Source organism: Paracoccus sp. N5, from assembly GCF_000371965.1.
Lineage (GTDB): Bacteria > Pseudomonadota > Alphaproteobacteria > Rhodobacterales > Rhodobacteraceae > Paracoccus.
Genome location: NZ_AQUO01000001.1, coordinates 348,287 through 367,001, shown reverse-complemented (window position 1 = coordinate 367,001; position 18,715 = coordinate 348,287). Strand labels below are relative to the sequence as shown.

Sequence of the window (18,715 nt, the reverse complement as noted above, 5' to 3'; positions counted from 1 at the left end):
TGGAAACATGGTGGGCGATAACGGATTTGAACCGCTGACATCTTCGATGTGAACGAAGCGCTCTACCGCTGAGCTAATCGCCCGATGCGGGCTAGATAGCCGCAGTCGACGACAGCCGCAAGAGGCTTCGCAGGAAAAAAAGCCACGCGGCAGCCCGTCACGAAGGCCGGCGGCGCAGGCGCAGGGTGATGACCTCGCCGCCCGTGCCATCCGCGCGCCGGCTGATCCGGGCGCGGCCCAGCGGCGGAAGCGCCAAGGTCATGCCCGCGGCGATGGCCTCGCCAAGCTCGGCCAGGGTGGCCTCGACGATGGTCTTGATCTCGTTCTGACGCAAGCCGGTGCGATGACCGACCAGAGACAGAAGCTCCCGCTTTTGCAAGACCTTGGCTGTTTCCGGCTCGGCCTTCTCTCCGGCGCGCGGTTTTCGCTCTGACAGTGCCATGAAGCACCCCTTTCGGCGTCGCGGTCCAGAAAAAGGCCGCGCGGGATGCCGCGCGGCCTGCTGTCAGTGGGCGACGGCAGCGCCGCCTTCCTGGTCATGGGCGGCGAGCCGGTTGGCCGCGGCCGCCTCCTCGGCGGCCTCGTCCCATTCCACCGGCTCGGGCTGGCGCACCAGGGCGTGTTTCAGCACCTCGCGCACATGGCTGACCGGGATGATCTTCAGCCCTTCCTTGACGTTGGCCGGGATGTCGGCCAGGTCCTTCTCGTTATCGGCCGGGATCAGCACGGTCTTAATGCCGCCGCGCAGGGCCGCCAGCAGCTTTTCCTTCAAGCCGCCGATGGCCATGGCATTGCCGCGCAGCGAGACCTCGCCGGTCATGGCGATGTCCTTGCGCACCGGGATCTGCGTCAGCACCGAGACGATGGAGGTCACCATCGCCAGGCCGGCCGAAGGGCCGTCCTTGGGCGTCGCGCCGTCCGGGACGTGGACGTGGATGTCGATGGCGTCGAACTTCGGTGGTTTCACCCCGATCTGGGGCGCGATCGAGCGCACATAGCTCGCCGCCGCGTCGATCGACTCCTTCATCACCTCGCCCAGTTTCCCGGTCGTCTTCATCCGGCCCTTGCCCGGCAGTTTCAGCGCCTCGATCTGCAAGAGATCGCCGCCGACCTGGGTCCAGGCCAGGCCCGTCACCACGCCGACCTGGTCGTCCTTTTCGGCCAGGCCATAGCGATGGCGGCGCACGCCCAGGTATTCTTCGGCCTTCTCGGGCGTCACGGCGACGGACTTGACCTGACCTTTCAGGATCTCGGTCACGGCCTTGCGGGCCAGTTTCGCGATCTCCCGCTCCAGCGACCGCACGCCCGCCTCGCGGGTGTAATAGCGGATCACATGGGTCAGCGCCTCATCCGAGACCGAGAATTCACCCTTGCGCAACCCGTTCGCCGCGATCTGCTTGGGCAGCAGGTGCTGGCGCGCGATCTCGCGCTTTTCGTCCTCGGTATAGCCGGCCAGAGAGATGATCTCCATCCGGTCCAGAAGCGGCCCGGGCATGTTGTAGCTGTTGGCCGTGGTCACGAACATCACGTTGGACAGGTCGTATTCCACCTCAAGATAGTGGTCCACGAAGGTCGCGTTCTGTTCGGGATCCAGCACCTCCAGCATGGCCGAGGCCGGGTCGCCGCGGAAATCCTGGCCCATCTTGTCGATTTCGTCGAGCAGGATCAGCGGATTGGTGGTCTTGGCCTTTTTCAGCGCCTGGATGATCTTGCCGGGCATCGAGCCGATATAGGTCCGGCGGTGGCCGCGGATCTCGGATTCGTCACGCACGCCGCCCAGCGAAATGCGGATGAATTCGCGACCCGTCGCCTTGGCCACGGACCGGCCCAGCGAGGTCTTGCCGACGCCCGGAGGGCCGACGAGGCACAGGATCGGGCCCTTCAGCTTGGCCGAACGGTTCTGCACCGCCAGATATTCGACGATGCGCTCCTTGACCTTTTCCAGCCCGTAGTGATCGGCGTCGAGCACCTGCTCGGCCTTGGTCAGGTCCTTGCGGGTGCGCGACTTCACGCCCCAGGGCAGGGCCAGCAGCCAGTCGAGATAATTGCGCGAGACCGTGGCCTCGGCCGACATCGGCGACATCGACTTCAGCTTCTTCAGCTCGGCCTCGGCCTTTTCGCGGGCCTCCTTGCTGAACTTGGTGGCGTTGATGCGCTCTTCCAGCTCGGTCAGCTCGTTGCCGCCATCCTCGCCGTCGCCCAGCTCCTTCTGAATGGCCTTCATCTGCTCATTCAGATAGTATTCGCGTTGGGTCTTCTCCATCTGGGTCTTGACGCGCGACTTGATCTTCTTCTCGACCTGCAGCACGGACATCTCGCCCTGCATCAGGCCATAGACCTTTTCCAGCCGCTCGGCGGTGACCAGCGTTTCCAGCAGGTCCTGCTTGCGGTCCAGCGCAATGCCCAGGTGGCCGCTGACCAGATCGGCCAGCCGCGCGGGATCGCGCGCCTCGGCCACGGCCGAGACGACTTCCTCGGGAATGTTCTTGCGCACCTTCACATAGCGTTCAAACTCTTCCGCTACGGCTCGGGTCAGGGCGGTCAGCGTGTCGGAATCGCCGGGCTCTTCGACGAGGCTCTCGCAATGGGCCTCGAAGTAATTCTCGTTCGGCACGAAATCGGTGATGCGCACGCGCTCGCGGCCCTCGACCAGCACCTTGACGGTGCCGTCGGGCAGCTTGAGCAGTTGCAGCACATTGGCCAGCACGCCGGTGCGATAGATGCCCTCCGGCGCGGGCTCGTCGACCGCGGCATCCTTCTGTGCCGCCAGAAGGATCGGGCGGTCCTGTTCCATCACGGCTTCCAGCGCGCGCACCGACTTTTCGCGCCCGACGAACAGCGGCACGACCATGTGCGGAAACACCACGATGTCCCGCAAGGGCAGGACCGGATGGGTGGTTTGGGCGAATTCGTTCATGGAATCAGTCCTTTCTCGCCAAGTGGCGCAACCCCTGGAACAGGCAGTCTGCGCCCCCTGCTGGCAGACAAGATAAGAAGCTGGACGGCCGGGTTCAATGGCTGAATGGTTCGCATTTCGTTCGCATCCTTCACGACATGAAAAACCCCCGGCGGTCAGCCGGGGGTCCATGCTTCCGGGAGGAGGGAAGGATCAGGTCTTGTCGCGGAAGAAGTCGTTCAACTGGTTGTCGGCTTCTTCCTTGGTCCAGCCGTATTTCTCCTGCAGCTTGCCGGCCAGCTTGTCCTTCTTGCCGGCGACTTCGGTCAGCTCGTCATCGGTCAGGTCGCCCCATTTCTCCTTGACGCTGCCCTTGAGCTGGTTCCATTTGCCTTCGACGATATCCCAGTTCATCTCGCACTCCTTCGATGGTCCGGCCTGCGCCGGATCCTGTGGCGTTACCAAGGGACAACCATGCCGCCAAAGCCAAGGTTCCCGGGTTTTTCCCTTCGCGATCCGGGAACCGGACGCATTCCGGCGTAATGCGCTGATCCGCCTAGCGCAGGCCCATGTCGGCCAGCGCCCGGGCGATCTCCGCCGGCAGGCCGGGCTCGTCCTCGCGGCCCGGCGGCAGGTCCGGGGGGGCATCCTTGGCGGCGAGATAGCGCCAGCCCTGGAACGGCCGGCGCGGCACCGCGGCCACGCGCAGCAGCTGCGGGTCGAGGATCAGGGCACAGCGGCGGATGCCGTCCTCGCCCTTGACCTCGTCGAGGCGCAGGATGCGCTGGCGCGCCTGCATCACCCCCTTGAACACCCAGTAGATCGAGCCGCCGTCCAGCAGCTCGGCCTCGCGCTTGGGCCACATGCGGGTGACATGGCGCGCCGGGCCGCCCTGGAAGCGGTGCTGCTGCCATTGCGCAAGCTCGGCCGGGTCGTCGCAGCCGACACAGAGCTTCATCAGGTTGAGCGATGCGGTCATGCGCCAGATATAGCCCAGTCGCGGCGGCGTGCAACCGCGCGGCCTTGAACCGCGGCGCCTGCGACGTTAGGCGCGGAAGGCGCATTCAGGAAAGACATCATGCCCGATCCCCAATTTCCGTCGCCGCGCAGCCAGCCGCTGCCGGAATTCATCGCCATGCTGGCGCTGATCTTTGCCGTCATCGCCTTTTCCATCGACTCGATGCTGCCGGCGCTGCCCGAGATCGCGGCCGAGCTGACCCCGGACAACGTCAACCGGGCGCAGCTGGTGCTGACCGCCTTCGTGGGCGGGCTGGGGCTGGGCCTGCTGGTCGGCGGGCCGCTGTCGGACGCGCTGGGGCGCAAGCCGGTGATCCTGGGCGGCTTCCTGCTCTATGCGCTGGCCGCCGTGGCGGCGATCTTTGCCGATTCGCTCGAACTGCTGCTGGTGGCGCGCTTCGTGCAGGGCCTGGGTGCCGCCGCGCCGCGCATCGTGGCGCTGGCCATGGTGCGCGACCTCTATCAGGGCCGCGAGATGGCGCGGATCACCAGCTTCGTGATGATGATCTTCATCCTGGTGCCGGCGGTGGCGCCCTCGATCGGGGCGATCGTCATCCATCTGGTCGGCTGGCGCGGCGTCTTCGGCTCCTTCGTGGTCATGGCCGCCCTGGGCGGCGGCTGGCTGCACCTGCGCCGGCCCGAGACGCTGCCACCCGCCGCGCGGCGGGCGCTGAGCCTGCGCAGCCTTGCCTCGGCCGCGCGCGAGGTGCTGTGCGACCGGCAGGTGCAGCTGGTGACGCTGGTGATGACGCTGGGCTTCGGCCAGATGTTCGCGCTGCTGAGCTCGGCGCAGCAGCTTTTCGTGCAGACCTATGGCAAGGGCGACGATTTCCCGCTGTGGTTCGCCGGCATGGCGCTGCTCTCGGGCAGCGGCACGGTGCTGAATGCGCGCTACGTGGTGCGGCTGGGGATGCGGCGCATCGTGACCATGGCCTATTGGATGCAGGTCGTGGTCTCGGCGGTGATGATGGTGCTGGTCTTTGGCGACCTTCTGCCGCAGGCGCTGCGCTTTCCGGCCTTCTTCTTCTGGGCGGTCAGCGTGTTCTTCATGGCCGGGGTGACCTTCGGCAATCTCAACGCCATGGCCTTGCAGCGCATGGGCCATGTCGCGGGCATGGCGGCCTCGGTCGTGGGGGCGGTCTCGACGCTGGGGGCGGTGGTGATCGCGGCGCCGGTCGGGCTGCTCTACGACGGCACGGTGCGGCCGATGCTGCTGGCGACGCTGGCGTGCTCGGGCCTGGCCGCCTGGCTGATGCGGCGCGTGCGCGAGGGCTGAACATGAAAAAGCCCCGCTCCCCAAGGGAGCGAGGCTGTCTGGTATTCCGCAGCGGTGGGTTATGCGCACTGCGGAAGCGGGTCTCAAGAGCTTCGTACTAAAAGCATGATCAAGCTACAGCCACCGGCCGCTGCTTGCTATTCGTAGTATTACCTATGGATGTGTCCCGGGGGGGCTGCGCGGTCGCGGTGCAGGAACTGGCAGCCCGTAGGGGGCGTAAACTCTGCTGAAATAACAACTGTTTCCAGTTGTCTAACCTCTGCCAATGCGCCCATTGAAAGCATTGGAGAAAGCCCAGCGTTGGCTAACCTAGCCGAGAGCAAAGGCGACTGCAACCCCGGTGCGCTGGCGGGCGCAACCGAGGTCAAAGTCGAAAACTTTTGGGAATGGTTCGATTCTAACGTAAAGCGCCAGGCTGGCGCAAGCCGTATCATCGAGGCGGTGCTGTCCTGCGATCCCGAGGACCGCGTGCTGTTCCTTGAAACCCTCCTCGACCAGATCCGCCCCTGCTGGCCCAAGTCGTTCAACATTGACGTGATGGAGGAGGCGGGCTGGTGGGCTGACAGCGCCACGACGCCCGAGCGCAAGGCTTATATGCTCGCCTGCTATCGTCGCCTGTCGCGCACCGACAAAGAGTCGTTCCTGACCTACATCACCGGGAGGGCTGCGGCATGACGGTGATGCAGCGCAATGATTTCTCGGAGATGGCGAACTTGGACCGCAAGCACATGCAGGCGGCCGGGCCGCGCTTCAACCCCAACCTGGCTGGCCGGGCACTGGATCTGTCGGGCGCAATCCGCCCGCTGCACAAGATCAAGCCGGTGCTGAAATCCCGCTATCTGGTCAAGGGCTGGCTTGACCGTGGCGCGTCCAGCGTGATCTACGGCGAAAGCAACGTCGGCAAGACCTTCTTTGCCTTGGACCTGGCTTTGCATGTCGCGGCCGGCGAGGAATGGCACGGCAGCCGCGTTCCGACCGGCGAGAAATGGGCCGGGCCGGTGATCTATGTCGCCTGCGAGGGCGGCAGCGGCATCAACAACCGGATCGAAGCCATGCGCCGGGCCAAGCCCGAGTTGATGGAGCGGATCGAGGAAAACGGTGATTTCTGCCTGCTGTCGGCACCGCTCGACCTCTGCACGTCCGAGGACGCCAGCTATCTGATCGACGCGATCCGCGAGGACTTCGACCAGATGCCCAGCCTGATCGTGGTGGACACGCTGGCCCGCACGATGGGGGCGGGCGACGAGAACACCGCCAAGGACATGGGCATGTTCATCAAGAGCATCGACCTGCTGCGCGAGGCGACCGGGGCGCATGTCATGGTGATCCACCACAGCGGCAAGGACGCCAGCAAGGGCGCGCGTGGCTCTGGCAGCCTGCGGGCCGCTGTCGATACCGAGATCGAGCTGACCCGCACCGACGACGTGGTGACAGCCGAGGCGCGCAAGCAGCGGGATATGCCCTGCGACGGCGTGTTCGCCTATCGGCTCAAGGGCGTTTTCCTCGGCCATGACGAGGACGGCGACAAGGTGACTTCGGCTGTGGTGGAAGCGACCGAGGCCCCGGCCAAGCGCGTGAAGCTGAACGGCTCCGACAAGATCGCCCTGCAAGCCTTGTCCGACGCAATCGCCCAGCACGGCAAGGTGATGCTCAGCGATATGTTCCCGGCCAATCGCGGGGTGGTTTCAGTCGAGAATTGGCGCGAGATGTGCGACCGCCATTCGCTCTCCGCTGGTGATAGCCCGACGAGCAAGAGAACCGCGTTCCACAAGGCCAAGACCCGCCTGCAAGACAAGGAACAGGTGCGGATTGTGGACGGCTATGCCTGGCGTGTCGTTGCTGGCGACGAGCGTTCCCACCGTTCCCAGACCGTTCCCGAGAACGCCGGGAACGCAGGTCAAGCCACCGTTCCCACCGTTCCCGCGCTCTATAAGAGCGGGAACGCAGGGAACGCAGACCCCGGCCAAGAACAGCGGCTAGCTTCTCGACTACCTGATCCCGACGCCTTCGACCCGGAGGCATGGGCCTGAGCATCAACTTGAGAACAATTCGCAACTGTGATATGGTAATAAAATACCGCAATGCCGGAACGCCCATGCACATCACCCGCACGCCCCTCTCGACCGACGATCCGTTCATCCTGGACGATGTGAAGCTGCACGCCCGCGTGTCGTTCGACGACGACGACCCCGATCTGGTGCTGATGGCCCGGACGGCGGCGCGCGAGATCGAGGCGCATTGCGCGCTGGCGCTGATGACCCAGATCATCACCGTCACGTTCACCAAATGGGGATGCGTGGTTCCTCTGCCCATTGGCCCGCTGGACGTGGTGGCGCTGGACGATCACCCGATCACCGTGCAGACCCGCGATGCTGACGGTTCGCTTGTCACATGGCCGCAGGGCTGGTGGTTGGATGCCGGGCGCTATCCTATCCTGCACCTGACCGACCGGCAGCTCATGGACGGCACGGCGCTTGTCGTGACCTATCCGGCGGGCTTCGGCGCGGCTGCGGCCAGCATCCCCGAGGATCTGCAACACGCGATCAACGATCAGGCGGCAGCGTTCTATGACCAGCGCGGGGCCGAGGACGGCAAGCAGGGGCTGTCGCTGGCCGCGTCCCGTATCGCAGCGCGGCACCGCAGGGTGGCCGTGGCATGACCGAGGTGGCGATCAAGGCGAAGGGGCGCAAGGGCCGGTCGGGGACTGGTCCCAATGCCCAGGTTTCGATTGAGGCGGTGGACCGGCGGCGGAGTGTTCCGCTCTCTTTCCCGGCCCCCGAAAAGGCTGGTCTGGCGATCCGGTTCTTGGAAACCCTGAAAATTCCGGAAGGGAAAAAGGCTGGTGAACCGCTGCGGCTGGCCGAGTTCCAGAAGCGTTTCGTTCGCGGCGCGCTGGCGGATGGCGTCATGGTGGCCTGTCTTTCCATCGGCCGGGGCAACGCCAAGACCGCGCTATCGGCGGGGCTGGCGCTCGGCGCGCTTAAAGGCATCTGGGACGATCAACCCAAGCGCGAGATCCTTTTCGCAGCCCGGAACCGCGACCAGGCCAAGACCGCGTTCCAGTTCCTGGTCGGATTCATCGAGGGACTGCCCGAGGACGAGCAAGAACAGTTCCTGATCCGGCGCGGCTCCAAGCTGGAAGTCGAATACAGCGGCAACGGCGGCGGGCTGGCGCGCTGTATCGCGGCTGACGGCAAGTCGATCCTCGGCGGCGCTCCGACGCTGGCGCTCATGGACGAGCGGGCGGCATGGGAACGCGAGAAGGGCGACAACCTCGAGAACGCCATTCTCTCGGGCCTCGGCAAGCGCGATGGCCGGGCGCTGATTATCTCGACCTCGGCCCCCGACGACGCGAACACCTTTTCCCGCTGGCTGGATGAACCCCCGCCCGGAACCTATGTCCAGGAACACCGGCCCGCCTTTGGCCTACCTGCTGACGACCTGGAAAGCCTGCTACAAGCCAACCCCGGCGCGCCCGAGGGCATCGGCTCGACCCCTGAATGGCTGGTGGCGCAGGCCAAGCGGGCGATTGCGCGGGGCGGCTCGGCGCTGTCCAGCTTCCGCAACCTGAACCGGAACGAGCGGGTTTCGACCGAGGATCGTTCGGTGCTGGTGACGGTGGACGAATGGCTGTCGGCCGAGGTGAACCCCGATCAGCTTCCCCCGCGCGAAGGGCCGTGCATCCTCGGCGTGGATCTGGGCGGCTCTCGCTCCATGTCGGCTGCATCGTTCTACTGGCCCGCCACGGGCAGGCTTGAGGCTCTGGGCACGTTCCCGGCTTCCCCGTCTCTGGCCGACCGTGGGGCCGCTGATGGCGTCTCCGACCGCTACACCGAGATGCAGGAACGCGGCGAGTTGTCCGTCATGGGCGGTGCGACGGTTCCGCCCGGCCCGTGGCTGGCCGAGATCGTCAAGAAGCTGGACGGCATCACCCCGGCTTGCATCTGCGGCGACCGCTTCCGTCATGCTGAGTTCATCGAGGCGATGGAAAAGGCCGGGCTGGCCCGCGTCCCGTTCATCTGGCGAGGATTCGGATGGAAAGACGGCTCCGAGGACATTGAGCGTTTCCGGCGCGCGCTGTTCGACGGCGAGGTGAAATGCACGGCGTCCCTGCTGCTGCGCTCTGCCTTCTCTGACGCCATCGTCCTGCTGGACCCGGCCATGAACGCCAAGCTGGCGAAGGGGCGCAGCCTCGGGCGCATCGACGCGGCGGCGGCAACCGTGCTGGCGGTGGCGCAGGGGCAGCGCATGAAGGCGGCACCGATCCGCAAGGCGAGGCTGCAATGGGCGTGAGGCGCGACGAATGGCGGCGCTTCTCTCGGCCCGTCCTGAAAACCAGACGCTGGCAGGTGCTGCTGCAGATCGTGCTGGAACGCGACGGCTGGGCCTGTGTCGATTGCGGCACTAGGCGCGGCCGGCTGGAAATCGACCATGTAAAGCCGGTTCGCAGCAATCCCGAGCTGGCCTTTGAGCCGGGGAATTGCGCCACCCGGTGCAGTTCCTGCCACACGAAAAAGACCCGGATCGAGTGCGGCCACCCCGCGCCGATCATCACGCCCGAGCGATCCGCCTGGGCGAAAGCCGTTGCCGATCTGGCGACGAACCCCAACCCGGCAACATGAGGTATCACATGCTGGACTCTGTGAAGATCGCCCGTCGCCAGTCGGAAATCCGGCAGGCACTGGCTGGCCTGGTCGGCAAAGAAAACCCGACCGAGGACGAAACCCGCTCCATGGAAACCATGGACCAGGAATATCGCGGCAACGAAACCCGCTACCGCGCGGCGCTGATTGCCGAGGACACCGAACGGCGCGAGGCCGGGGCGGATCTCGAAACCCGCTCCGACCGCGATTGGCAGGCCCTGCTGGGCCGGTTCGAGCTGCGCCAGGTGGCGCTGGCGATTGATGAGGGCAAGGCGCTTTCCGGCGCGACTGCCGAGGTGGTGGCCGAGCTGCGCAATGCGGGCGGTTATCAGGGCATCCCGGTTCCGTTCGCGGCGCTGGAAACCCGCGCGGGCGAAACCGTCGCAGCGGACGTTCCGAACCCCAAGACCATCCGCCCGGTCATCGACCGGATCTTCCCGAACTCGGTGGCCGAGCGTCTGGGTATTCAGCGCATCAATATCACCTCGGGCGAGCTGGCTTTCCCGGTGGCGACGGCGGGCGCGGTGTTCGGTTGGCAGACGACCGAGCTGGGCAACGTGGGCGCGGCCTCGGAATATGAGACTGCCGAACGCAGCCTGAACCCCGATCACACGGGCGGCGCGCAGATGATCATCAGCCGCAAGGCGCTGAAACAGGCGGGCGAGGGGCTGGAATCGGCCATCCGGCGCGACCTCAACGCAGCCATCGCAGCCGAGCTTGACCGCGTGGTGATCAATGGCACGGGCGCGGCGGGCCAGCCTCTGGGCATCATCCCCGGCGCTGCGACCTATGGCATCACCTCGACCCCGGTTGGCGCGACTGCGACCTGGGCCACTTTCCGGGCGCAGATCGTGGCGTTCATGGAAGCCAATGCCATCACCTCGGCCAGCCAAGTGAATCTGGGCTTCGACCCGGCGATCTGGGCCGAACTGGACGATGCGCTGATCACCGGCACGGCTGTTTCGGAATGGGACCGGCTGACCAAGCATGTCGGAACCCCGGCGATCAGCAACATCATCCCCGATGAAACCGCAATCATGACCGCGACCGTGCAGGGCATCGCACCGGGCTATCTTGGCATCTACGGCGGCGTGGATCTGATCCGCGACCCCTACACCAAAGCGGCCTCGGGCCAACTGGTCCTGACCGCGCTGGTCACGGCCGATTTCACCGTCCCGCGCGGCCTGCAAACCCGCATCCTGACCGGCATCGGGGAACCCTGATGCTCTGGGGCGGCTTCAACGGTTCGCTTGAACTGCGCACCGAGGGCGGGGCGACCCGCTTGCGGGGCCGCTTCCCCTATGGGGCGGCAACGGTTCTGGCTACGACCCCGACCCGCAAGCGCGAGGTGTTTGCGGCGCGAGCCTTCGCAGCTCGGATCGAGGCGGGCGAGGATATTCACCTGCTGGCCGGGCATGACTTCGAGAAGCCGCTTGCCAGCCGCTCGGCGGGCAGTCTGGATCTGACCGACACCGACGACGCGCTGGTGTTCGAGGCGCGGATAGAGGGCAGCACGTCATGGGCGCAGGACTTTCTGGCGGCTCATGCGTCCGGGTTGATCCGTGGGTTGTCGCCGGGGTTCCGCGTGGCGCAGGGCGACGGGGCCGAGATGGTCAAACGCGACGGCGAGGGCCTGATCCGCGTCATCCACCGGGCCGAGCTGTTCGAGCTGTCGGCAGTCACCCGGCCCGCCTATCCCTCGGCGCAGGTGGAAGCCCGCTCCTGGGAAACCCATCAGGACCGGCAACCCTATCGGGGTGCTGTTCACCCCCTCAATCGGTGGAGGGTCTGATGGGGATGCTGTCATTTTTCAGGCGGAAAGATGAGAACGCAATTTCGCGCTCTCATGAAACTCGCGCTGTTCAACCCGGCTACACCGCGGCGTTGATGGCGGCGCGCGAGGCGTGGATTGCGGGCGGCTCCGGGCTGGCCGAGCTGACAGGGGCCGTGCAAGCCTCTGTGAGCCTCTGTGAGCCTCTGGGAAAGCGGCCTGTCGCTGGCTGACGTGACCGGCACCGACCTGCTGGATCGCCGCTCCATGGCGATCTGCGCGCGCTCCCTGGCGCTGCGGGGTGAATGTCTGTTCCTGGTTCGCGGCGACCGGCTGGTGCCCTGCACCGATTGGGATCTGTCCACCCGCTACGGCCAGCCTCGCGCCTATCGCGTCGGCCTGCCCGAAGTGGGCGGTGGCCGCTCCGAAACCGTGCTGGCGGGCGAGGTGCTGCACTTCCGGATCGGCTGCGATGCCGTGACCCCGTGGGCCGGGACTGCTCCCTTGGCAAGGGCGAAGCTGTCGGCATCGCTCCTGGACGAAATCACCACCGCCCTGCGCGACGTGTTCCGCGATGCGCCCATCGGTTCGCAGATCATCCCCGTGCCCGAGGGCAGCACCGAGGACATGGACGCGATGCGGCGCAGCTTCCGGGGCAACCGGGGCGCGGCGCTGGTCATCGAGGGCGTGGCGCAGGCGACGGCGGCGGGCATGAACCCGAACATCGGCAAGTCCCCGGATCAGCTTTCCCCGCAACTCGACAAGACGCTGGCCGACAAGCTTCTGACCGAGGCCAAGGGCGAGATCTACGGCGTGTTCGGCATCCTTCCCGGCCTGATGAACGAAAGCACGACCGGCCCACTTGTGCGCGAGGCGCAGCGGCACCTGGCGCAGCTGGTGTTGCAACCCGTTGCAAATCTCATGGCCGAGGAAGCCAGCGAGAAGCTGGGCACTGCTGTGGCGATCGACGTGGTGCGACCGATGCAGGCGTTCGATCATGGCGGCAAGGCGCGGGCGCTGGCCACGATGCTGCAAGCCATGGCGACGGCGAAAGAGGCCGGGTTGGACCCCGCGACCGTCAAGGACGCGCTGGCCTTCATCGACTGGGCGGAATGATGGACAAGATCACGGCGGCAGACCTGACCCTGTTCGGCAGCTTCTACGAGCCGTTCGAGGATACCGACCCGGACGGGCAGGTTATCCAGGACTGGATCTTGCGTTTCACCTGCCCGGTTCACATCAGGCACCTGCGGGGCGGCGAGGAAGTCATGCAGGCGAGGCTGGCGTCCAGGAACCCGGTGATCGTCACGGTTCGCACCTGCAACCAGGCGCGGCGCGTCACCAGCGAATGGCGCGTGTCAGTCGGCGGCAAGCTCTACGACATCAAGGAAGATCCGCGGCCAGATCAGGCGCGGCGGCTGCTGGAAATGCTGGTCGAGGGATAGGGCCGGGATGCGCCCCGCGGGTATTTGGTCCCCGCCAAGCATCTGGGATTAGACGGTGAGTGCCCGGCTCTAGCATAGGCCAAAACCCCGTCAGGCGCGGCCCTTTCTCCTTTCACCAGGGCGCGGCGCAGGCAGGCACGGGTTGAGATCCGGGGCTTGCCAACGCGGCACGTGCATGTGCCAGCCCCGCGTCTGGGGCCAGGGCCGGGATGGTGCAGGGGATCTGCGCGCCCGGCCCGTCTCATTCGCCCGCGCGCGTGGAGGAACAGAAACCGGGTCCGTTTTCGACCCGGTTTTATCGCATTCGCCCGCGCGCGCGCGTGAAGGAACGCCAGCCGTGGTGGCGAACGTTCCGGTCGGGAACATTCGCCCGCGCGCGCGTGGAGTGACTGGCGCTGGCCGATTACAATCAGGGCATTGCGTCCATTCGCCCGCGCGCGCGTGGAGTGACTAAAGGAAGGTCACGTCGCCAGTAGACTTACGTTCCTCTTTTGCGGCCTGTAGCACCGCCTCAAGGATCTGGTTGATCTCCAGTATCTCGCGGCCTGCATCACTGCTATTCTTGTCCCCGCGGTTCCACGCGTTAACAACTAGCCGCCGATCTTCGACTAGGTCGTGTTGACAAAAGGGATTCCTCTGGCAGTCGTCCTATGATTCAAGCTCATCTCTACGTGGGAGATGAACTTGGCACGCAACCTGATATCCGACGATGAGTGGACCTTCTTCGAGGGCTTCATTCGTGCCGTCCGGCACCCTAACGGGCGGAAACCTGCGGACCATCGTCTTGTTCTGAATGGTATATTCTGGATCGCAAGGACTGGTGCGCCATGGCGCGATCTGCCCGAAGAGTTTGGCAAGTGGTCCTCGGTCTACCGTCAGTTCCGCCGCTGGATGCTGTCCCTGAGCGTGGTGTAGGTTCTGGGTGAGGTGGTCACCGGCGATGTTCGGTTAAGGTCTGGTTGCTTACGCCAACCCAGAACCGAGAGGACCACCGATGACCACCGACATGATGAACTTCCGCGACCTTGTGGAGAAGGCCCCTGATGCGGACCTGCTGCGCGAGATGATCGGCTTTGCGGCCGAACGGCTGATGGAGCTGGAGGTCGGCGCTGTGACGGGCGCGGCCTATGGCGAGAAGGACCCTGCACGGCGGGCGCAGCGCAACGGCTACCGCGACAGGGACTGGGAGACGCGCGCCGGGACGGTCGAACTGCGTATTCCGAAGCTTCGGAAGGGCAGCTACTTTCCGGGCTTTCTCGAGCCCCGGCGGATGGCCGAGAAGGCGCTAACGGCGGTCATCCAGGAGGCCTACGTTCAGGGTATCTCGACGCGGTCCGTGGACGATCTGGTCAAGGCCATGGGCATGTCGGGGATCAGCAAGAGCCAAGTCTCGCGGCTCTGCGAAGAGATCGACGGCAAGGTGAAGGCGTTTCTGAACCGCCCCCTCGAAGGTGACTGGCCCTATCTCTGGATCGACGCCACCTACCTCAAGGTCCGTCGAGGCGGGCGGATCGTCTCGGTCGCCGTCATCATCGCCATCGGCGTCAACACCGATGGGCGGCGCGAGGTTCTTGGTCTCGAGATCGGCACATCCGAGGCCGAGCCGATCTGGACGGAGTTCCTTCGCAAGCTGACCCGCCGCGGACTGCGCGGGGTGAAGCTCGTCATCAGCGATGCCCACGAAGGCATCAAGGCCGCGGTCTCGAAGGTGCTCAGCGCCACCTGGCAGCGCTGTCGCGTCCACTTCCAGCGCAATGCCCTGGCGCATGCCGGGAAGAGCGGGCGGCGCGTCGTCTCGGCCTTCATCGCCACCGCCTTCGCCCAAGACACCGCCAAGGCCGCCAGCACCCAGTGGCGCGCCGTGGCCGACCAGATCAGGCCCAAGGTGCCGAAGCTGGCCACCCTCATGGATGACGCGGAGCATGACGTCCTGGCCTACATGTCCTTCCCCAAGGAACACCGGGCCAAGCTGCACTCGACCAACCCGATCGAAAGGCTGAACGGCGAGATCAAGCGCCGCACCGACGTCGTCGGAATATTCCCGAATGACGACGCCATCGTCCGCCTCGTCGGGGCTCTGCTCCTCGAACAGAACGATGAATGGACCGTTCAGCGCACCCGCTACATGACGCTGGAAACCATCGCGTCAATGGGCGATGATCCCGTCATCAGCCTGCCCGCAGCGGCATCCTGATCAAGCAGGCCAGCGCCGAACCTAACGGTGACGATCAGCGCCAGCTACACCACTCCGTGGGACAGCATCCGCCGCTGGACTTTGGCGGGACTGTGGGAGGATATCCTGGATGCGCTGAACCACGCTGGGATCGCGCCAGACAAGCTCCAGATGGTTGATAGCACTGTGATCCGCGCCCATCATCATGCGGCGGGCGCAAAAGGGGGACTCCGAAAGAGGCTCTTGGCCGTTCGAGAGGCGGCTTCTCGACCAAGATCCATCTCCGCGTCAACGGCGCAGGCCTCCCGATGAGGACCGAGATCACGCCGGGGCAGGATTCCGACTACACCGGCTATGATATGGTGATGGCCGACAACCTGCCGCAACCAGCAGTTCTGGTCGCCGACAGGGGCTATGACTCTGATAAAATTCGGGAAGACATCGAGAGCCGCAACGCCCTGCCCATGATACCGATGCGAAGGAACCGAAGGGTGCGCAAGGCTGTCGACATGACCATCTACACCCTGCGCAACATGGTCGAGCGCTGCTTCAACAAGCTGAAAAATAGCCGCCGCCTTGCAACCCGCTACGACAAAACCGCCGAAAGCTTCCTTGGCTTCGTCGACGTCGCCTGCATCAGGCTCTGGCTCCGCCATTTGTCAACATGACCTAGCTCATCCGCCAGATCCCTGAAAATATCGGAATAGGTTTTCTCTCTGTCCGTCATCATAGCCTCATGGGTTGCTGGGTGGAGATTCGAAATCTCTCTATCTGCATATCACGCGGAATGGCTTGCGTGAAGCCTTTCGGTGTGTCATACGAATAGACATGCAGTCAGGATCGTTCATCAAACTTATCGCAGACGCCTACAAGGTCGAGGAAAAGACCGTGATCGTCTATGCTCGGTTTCTGCGGGAGGCGGGCTTGCTCACGTCTGGCGCGCGCGGCGTGAATGCGCCCCATATGCGCCCCCTTGATGCGGCACGGATGACCATTGCCTTGCTGGCCACGGACAAACCGTCGCAGGCGGTGGCTGCGGTTTCGCGGTATCGCGCAATGACCTTGCGCCTGAAAGAAAGCAACGGTGAATTGCCGCCGATGCTTTTCCACGACAACCCGACCTTGGAGCAGGTCTTGGTCCGATTGTTCGGGACTGATCTCGATGATGGGGCGTTCGATTGCGCTCCGTATTTCGAGATCCGCGAAAATGACAAGACTGCGGTGTTCGAGATGACGGGCGCCCTTGCCAAATTTCGGACCGCTTCCAGACCCACCGAAATGGCCGCGCAGGACCGCCGTGAGATGTTCGGAATCCGCCGGTCGCGCGGCTTGGCTTCTGCCGAGTTAATGATCGTGGCCGGAGAGATGTGGGCTGATAGGTTCTCGGGGTGTGACGGCGACGGTCACCCTCTCGACCTCACACATCCTTGGAACGAGGAACTGCGAGGCGCTGATCGGCGGAAACGCTATGATGAGATTTGCGCATTTGTTCGTGCGCGCGATCCGGACTGGATGAAGGGGGCCTGATCAATGGCCAACCGTCCAGCCACCGTAACCGAATCCGAGATCAAGCGATCCGTAAAGGGCGCGATGGCTGCTGGTTTCGCGGTGGGCAGGATTGAGGTCGATCACGCGACGGGGAAGGTTATCATCTATCCGATGGGGGCCGCGCCCGCTGCGGGCGTCGGGCCTGATCCTGACGAGTTGCTGCGCAGATGAGAAAGCCCCGCAATCCCTTCCCTGGCGTTTCCCGGCTTGTGGACCGGCACGGCAAGGTGCGCTGGCGCTTTCGCCGGAAGGGGCGGGCTGACGTGTATCTGCCCGGTCCCTATGGCTCTGCCGAGTTCCGCACCGCCTACGAAGCTGCGGTGGCCGGTGTGGCCGAGCCGGTGACGCGGACCAATTCCAGCTATGGCACCATCGCCTGGCTGATCGAGAATTACTTGCGCAGTCCAAAGCATATGAACCTGTCTGATATTCGTCGCAAGACTATCCGGCGGGAACTGGACTGGCTGCGGGGGGAGATGGGGCAGTATCAGGCCGGGCGGTTCGAGACGAGGCATGTCGAGGCGATCATGGCCCGCAAAACCGGCCCGACCGCTGCGAACACGGTGAAGAAGAACCTGTCCATGCTTTTCAACTTCGCAATCAAGTATTCTCTGGCCGATCTGAAGCACAATCCGGCCAAGTATGCAGATCGGCGTAGGGAAAACCAGGATGGATACCACACTTGGACCGAGGCCGAGATTGCGCGGTTTCTAACGTTCCACAAGCCGGGCAGCAAACCCCGGCTGGCTGCTCTGCTGATGATGAACACGGGTGCCGCGCGGCAAGATGTGATCCGCCTTGGCTGGCAGAACATCGAGGGCGACCGGATCAGATACCGGCGGCACAAGACCGAGATTGGCGGCGACTATCCGATCCTGCCTGAATTGGCCGACGAACTGCGGCATGTGCCCGCCGACCGGATGTTGTTTCTCACCCACGGCGAGGGACGGCCCTACAAACCCGAGACGTTCGGCAACTGGTTCAAGGATCAATGCAAGGCGGCGGGGCTTCCGCATTGCTCCGCGCATGGCCTGCGTAAGGGGCAGGCGACAAGGATCGCAGAGGAAGGCGGGACCGAATTGGAGGTCATGAGCTTCCTTGCACATGCGACCCCGAAAGAGGGCGCGACCTATACCAAAAAGGCCGGGCGAGCAAAGCTTGCCGATCGAGGTCTCTCAAGAGTTTCCGGGGCGAAACCAGAACAGAAGTTGTCTAACCTTGGTGGCGGGTTAGACAATGCCATCATGCAACCACATCAAAAGAAAGGGTAATTATGGAAAAGTGGCAGCCCGTAGGGGAGTCGAACCCCTCTTTTCAGGTTGAAAACCTGACGTCCTAACCGATAGACGAACGGGCCATGCGCGTCGGCGATGCGGACATTTAGGCCAGCTTTGCCGCTCGCGCAAGGGGGCGGCGCGATGTTCCGGCGGGAAATTTTTCCAAGGCGGAGCAGGGGATTTGCCGCGGGCAAGAGCGCCGCTCTGTTCGGTCCTGCCGAGCGGCGGAAACCATGTCCCCGAAAAATGCCGTGAACGGCGCCATCGTCCTGCCGGTGATCGCGCCAAGCTCCGAAACGACCCGGCCGGTGAAGCTCTATGACTGATCAGCTTCCGCGCTTTCAGGCTCAGGCCACCGCCATCGCCGAGGCGGGCGGCACGGAAAACGAGGTCATGAGCTACCTGGCCCATGCCACCACCAAGGAAGCCCGGACATATACGGTCGCGGCGGTTCGGAAAAGGTTGACGAAATTGGGGGTTGGGCCGTCTTAATGGCGCGGAATTCCGGTGCAGGGGGCCAACAGCTTGCCGAGTTGGCCGCTTCGGTCATGCAACAGTTTGACAACGTAGAGAAACAATATGGAAGTGGCAGCCCGTAGGGGAGTCGAACCCCTCTTTTCAGGTTGAAAACCTGACGTCCTAACCGATAGACGAACGGGCCACTTTCTT

The 18,715-nt window shown here is 64.5% G+C and carries 18 protein-coding genes, 3 tRNA genes and 2 pseudogenes; 16 read left to right on the top strand and 7 right to left on the bottom strand.

Annotated elements, in window-relative coordinates:
* Nucleotides 1–8: 8 nt before the first annotated feature.
* The 5 genes from PARN5_RS0101825 to PARN5_RS0101805 all read right to left on the bottom strand — a co-directional run bounded on the left by PARN5_RS0101825 (nt 9) and on the right by PARN5_RS0101805 (nt 3,875).
* Nucleotides 9–83: transfer RNA gene (locus tag PARN5_RS0101825), tRNA-Val, on the bottom strand.
* A gap of 74 nt (nt 84–157) precedes the next feature.
* Nucleotides 158–442: an HU family DNA-binding protein gene (locus tag PARN5_RS0101820; RefSeq protein ID WP_017998095.1), complete on the bottom strand. Its 285-nt coding sequence runs from the start codon at nt 440–442 to the stop codon at nt 158–160.
* Nucleotides 443–505: 63 nt separating this feature from the next.
* On the bottom strand, nt 506–2,917 hold the full coding sequence (lon, locus tag PARN5_RS0101815) for an endopeptidase La (protein ID WP_017998094.1): 2,412 nt from the start codon (nt 2,915–2,917) through the stop codon (nt 506–508).
* A gap of 192 nt (nt 2,918–3,109) precedes the next feature.
* Nucleotides 3,110–3,310: a CsbD family protein gene (locus tag PARN5_RS0101810; RefSeq protein WP_017998093.1), complete on the bottom strand. Its 201-nt coding sequence runs from the start codon at nt 3,308–3,310 to the stop codon at nt 3,110–3,112.
* 142 nt (nt 3,311–3,452) lie between these two features.
* Complete coding sequence (locus tag PARN5_RS0101805; RefSeq protein ID WP_017998092.1) at nt 3,453–3,875, bottom strand: DUF1489 domain-containing protein; 423 nt, start codon at nt 3,873–3,875, stop codon at nt 3,453–3,455.
* Nucleotides 3,876–3,974: 99 nt separating this feature from the next.
* On the opposite strand from PARN5_RS0101805, the gene PARN5_RS0101800 reads away from it, so the two are divergent.
* The 16 genes and pseudogenes from PARN5_RS0101800 to PARN5_RS0101730 all read left to right on the top strand — a co-directional run bounded on the left by PARN5_RS0101800 (nt 3,975) and on the right by PARN5_RS0101730 (nt 18,040).
* Nucleotides 3,975–5,189: a multidrug effflux MFS transporter gene (locus tag PARN5_RS0101800; protein WP_017998091.1), complete on the top strand. Its 1,215-nt coding sequence runs from the start codon at nt 3,975–3,977 to the stop codon at nt 5,187–5,189.
* A 300-nt stretch (nt 5,190–5,489) separates the two neighbouring features.
* A complete protein-coding gene (locus tag PARN5_RS0101795) occupies nt 5,490–5,864 on the top strand; it encodes a hypothetical protein (RefSeq protein WP_017998090.1) in 375 nt (124 codons plus the stop codon).
* Nucleotides 5,861–7,219 carry a helicase RepA family protein gene (locus tag PARN5_RS21410; protein WP_017998089.1) on the top strand — a complete coding sequence of 453 codons (1,359 nt, stop codon included), beginning with the start codon at nt 5,861–5,863 and terminating at the stop codon, nt 7,217–7,219. The genes PARN5_RS0101795 and PARN5_RS21410 overlap by 4 nt, the downstream gene beginning before the upstream one ends.
* 65 nt (nt 7,220–7,284) lie before the next feature.
* Entirely contained in the window at nt 7,285–7,848 is a 564-nt protein-coding gene (locus PARN5_RS0101785; RefSeq protein ID WP_017998088.1) for a hypothetical protein, read from the top strand.
* The gene (locus PARN5_RS0101780; protein ID WP_017998087.1) at nt 7,845–9,482 is read left to right on the top strand and encodes a terminase large subunit; all 1,638 of its coding nucleotides are present in this window, start codon (nt 7,845–7,847) and stop codon (nt 9,480–9,482) included. Before PARN5_RS0101785 ends, PARN5_RS0101780 begins: the two co-directional genes overlap by 4 nt.
* Nucleotides 9,473–9,811 carry an HNH endonuclease gene (locus PARN5_RS0101775; protein ID WP_017998086.1) on the top strand — a complete coding sequence of 113 codons (339 nt, stop codon included), beginning with the start codon at nt 9,473–9,475 and terminating at the stop codon, nt 9,809–9,811. The genes PARN5_RS0101780 and PARN5_RS0101775 overlap by 10 nt, the downstream gene beginning before the upstream one ends.
* A gap of 8 nt (nt 9,812–9,819) precedes the next feature.
* A complete protein-coding gene (locus PARN5_RS0101770) occupies nt 9,820–11,055 on the top strand; it encodes a phage major capsid protein (protein WP_017998085.1) in 1,236 nt (411 codons plus the stop codon).
* The gene (locus PARN5_RS0101765; RefSeq protein ID WP_017998084.1) at nt 11,055–11,624 is read left to right on the top strand and encodes an HK97 family phage prohead protease; all 570 of its coding nucleotides are present in this window, start codon (nt 11,055–11,057) and stop codon (nt 11,622–11,624) included. The genes PARN5_RS0101770 and PARN5_RS0101765 overlap by 1 nt, the downstream gene beginning before the upstream one ends.
* A gap of 177 nt (nt 11,625–11,801) precedes the next feature.
* Entirely contained in the window at nt 11,802–12,719 is a 918-nt protein-coding gene (locus PARN5_RS21405) for a phage portal protein (RefSeq protein ID WP_017998083.1), read from the top strand.
* A complete protein-coding gene (locus tag PARN5_RS0101755; RefSeq protein ID WP_232419277.1) occupies nt 12,716–13,048 on the top strand; it encodes a phage head closure protein in 333 nt (110 codons plus the stop codon). The genes PARN5_RS21405 and PARN5_RS0101755 overlap by 4 nt, the downstream gene beginning before the upstream one ends.
* Nucleotides 13,049–13,726: 678 nt before the next feature.
* A pseudogene (locus PARN5_RS23130) lies at nt 13,727–13,948 on the top strand (transposase); the annotation flags it as partial.
* A gap of 94 nt (nt 13,949–14,042) precedes the next feature.
* Entirely contained in the window at nt 14,043–15,242 is a 1,200-nt protein-coding gene (locus PARN5_RS0101750; RefSeq protein WP_017998081.1) for an IS256 family transposase, read from the top strand.
* Between the two features lie 69 nt (nt 15,243–15,311).
* A pseudogene (locus PARN5_RS0101745) lies at nt 15,312–15,889 on the top strand (IS5 family transposase); the annotation flags it as partial.
* A 160-nt stretch (nt 15,890–16,049) separates the two neighbouring features.
* Entirely contained in the window at nt 16,050–16,748 is a 699-nt protein-coding gene (locus tag PARN5_RS0101740) for a hypothetical protein (RefSeq protein WP_017998080.1), read from the top strand.
* Nucleotides 16,749–16,751: 3 nt separating this feature from the next.
* Nucleotides 16,752–16,940, top strand: a complete 189-nt coding sequence (locus tag PARN5_RS0101735) for a hypothetical protein (RefSeq protein ID WP_017998079.1) — start codon at nt 16,752–16,754, stop codon at nt 16,938–16,940.
* The gene (locus PARN5_RS0101730) at nt 16,937–18,040 is read left to right on the top strand and encodes a tyrosine-type recombinase/integrase (protein ID WP_081614902.1); all 1,104 of its coding nucleotides are present in this window, start codon (nt 16,937–16,939) and stop codon (nt 18,038–18,040) included. Before PARN5_RS0101735 ends, PARN5_RS0101730 begins: the two co-directional genes overlap by 4 nt.
* Nucleotides 18,041–18,051: 11 nt before the next feature.
* Here PARN5_RS0101730 and PARN5_RS0101725 read toward each other — a convergent pair.
* Nucleotides 18,052–18,126 (bottom strand) — tRNA-Glu (locus tag PARN5_RS0101725).
* Between the two features lie 506 nt (nt 18,127–18,632).
* Nucleotides 18,633–18,707, bottom strand: a tRNA-Glu gene (locus PARN5_RS0101710).
* Nucleotides 18,708–18,715: the final 8 nt, after the last annotated feature.

What these genes read in the sequence shown, in the direction of transcription:
- PARN5_RS0101755 (WP_232419277.1), top strand. Translation starts at nt 12,716, where the DNA reads ATGATGGACAAGATCACGGCGGCAGACCTGACCCTGTTCGGCAGCTTC.
- PARN5_RS0101740 (WP_017998080.1), top strand. Translation starts at nt 16,050, where the DNA reads ATGCAGTCAGGATCGTTCATCAAACTTATCGCAGACGCCTACAAGGTC.
- PARN5_RS0101785 (WP_017998088.1), top strand. Translation starts at nt 7,285, where the DNA reads ATGCACATCACCCGCACGCCCCTCTCGACCGACGATCCGTTCATCCTG.
- PARN5_RS0101775 (WP_017998086.1), top strand. Translation starts at nt 9,473, where the DNA reads ATGGGCGTGAGGCGCGACGAATGGCGGCGCTTCTCTCGGCCCGTCCTG.
- PARN5_RS0101820 (WP_017998095.1), bottom strand. Translation starts at nt 442, where the DNA reads ATGGCACTGTCAGAGCGAAAACCGCGCGCCGGAGAGAAGGCCGAGCCG.
- PARN5_RS0101780 (WP_017998087.1), top strand. Translation starts at nt 7,845, where the DNA reads ATGACCGAGGTGGCGATCAAGGCGAAGGGGCGCAAGGGCCGGTCGGGG.
- PARN5_RS21410 (WP_017998089.1), top strand. Translation starts at nt 5,861, where the DNA reads ATGACGGTGATGCAGCGCAATGATTTCTCGGAGATGGCGAACTTGGAC.
- PARN5_RS0101805 (WP_017998092.1), bottom strand. Translation starts at nt 3,875, where the DNA reads ATGACCGCATCGCTCAACCTGATGAAGCTCTGTGTCGGCTGCGACGAC.
- PARN5_RS0101750 (WP_017998081.1), top strand. Translation starts at nt 14,043, where the DNA reads ATGACCACCGACATGATGAACTTCCGCGACCTTGTGGAGAAGGCCCCT.
- PARN5_RS0101735 (WP_017998079.1), top strand. Translation starts at nt 16,752, where the DNA reads ATGGCCAACCGTCCAGCCACCGTAACCGAATCCGAGATCAAGCGATCC.
- PARN5_RS0101765 (WP_017998084.1), top strand. Translation starts at nt 11,055, where the DNA reads ATGCTCTGGGGCGGCTTCAACGGTTCGCTTGAACTGCGCACCGAGGGC.
- PARN5_RS0101800 (WP_017998091.1), top strand. Translation starts at nt 3,975, where the DNA reads ATGCCCGATCCCCAATTTCCGTCGCCGCGCAGCCAGCCGCTGCCGGAA.
- lon (WP_017998094.1), bottom strand. Translation starts at nt 2,917, where the DNA reads ATGAACGAATTCGCCCAAACCACCCATCCGGTCCTGCCCTTGCGGGAC.
- PARN5_RS0101810 (WP_017998093.1), bottom strand. Translation starts at nt 3,310, where the DNA reads ATGAACTGGGATATCGTCGAAGGCAAATGGAACCAGCTCAAGGGCAGC.
- PARN5_RS0101730 (WP_081614902.1), top strand. Translation starts at nt 16,937, where the DNA reads ATGAGAAAGCCCCGCAATCCCTTCCCTGGCGTTTCCCGGCTTGTGGAC.
- PARN5_RS0101770 (WP_017998085.1), top strand. Translation starts at nt 9,820, where the DNA reads ATGCTGGACTCTGTGAAGATCGCCCGTCGCCAGTCGGAAATCCGGCAG.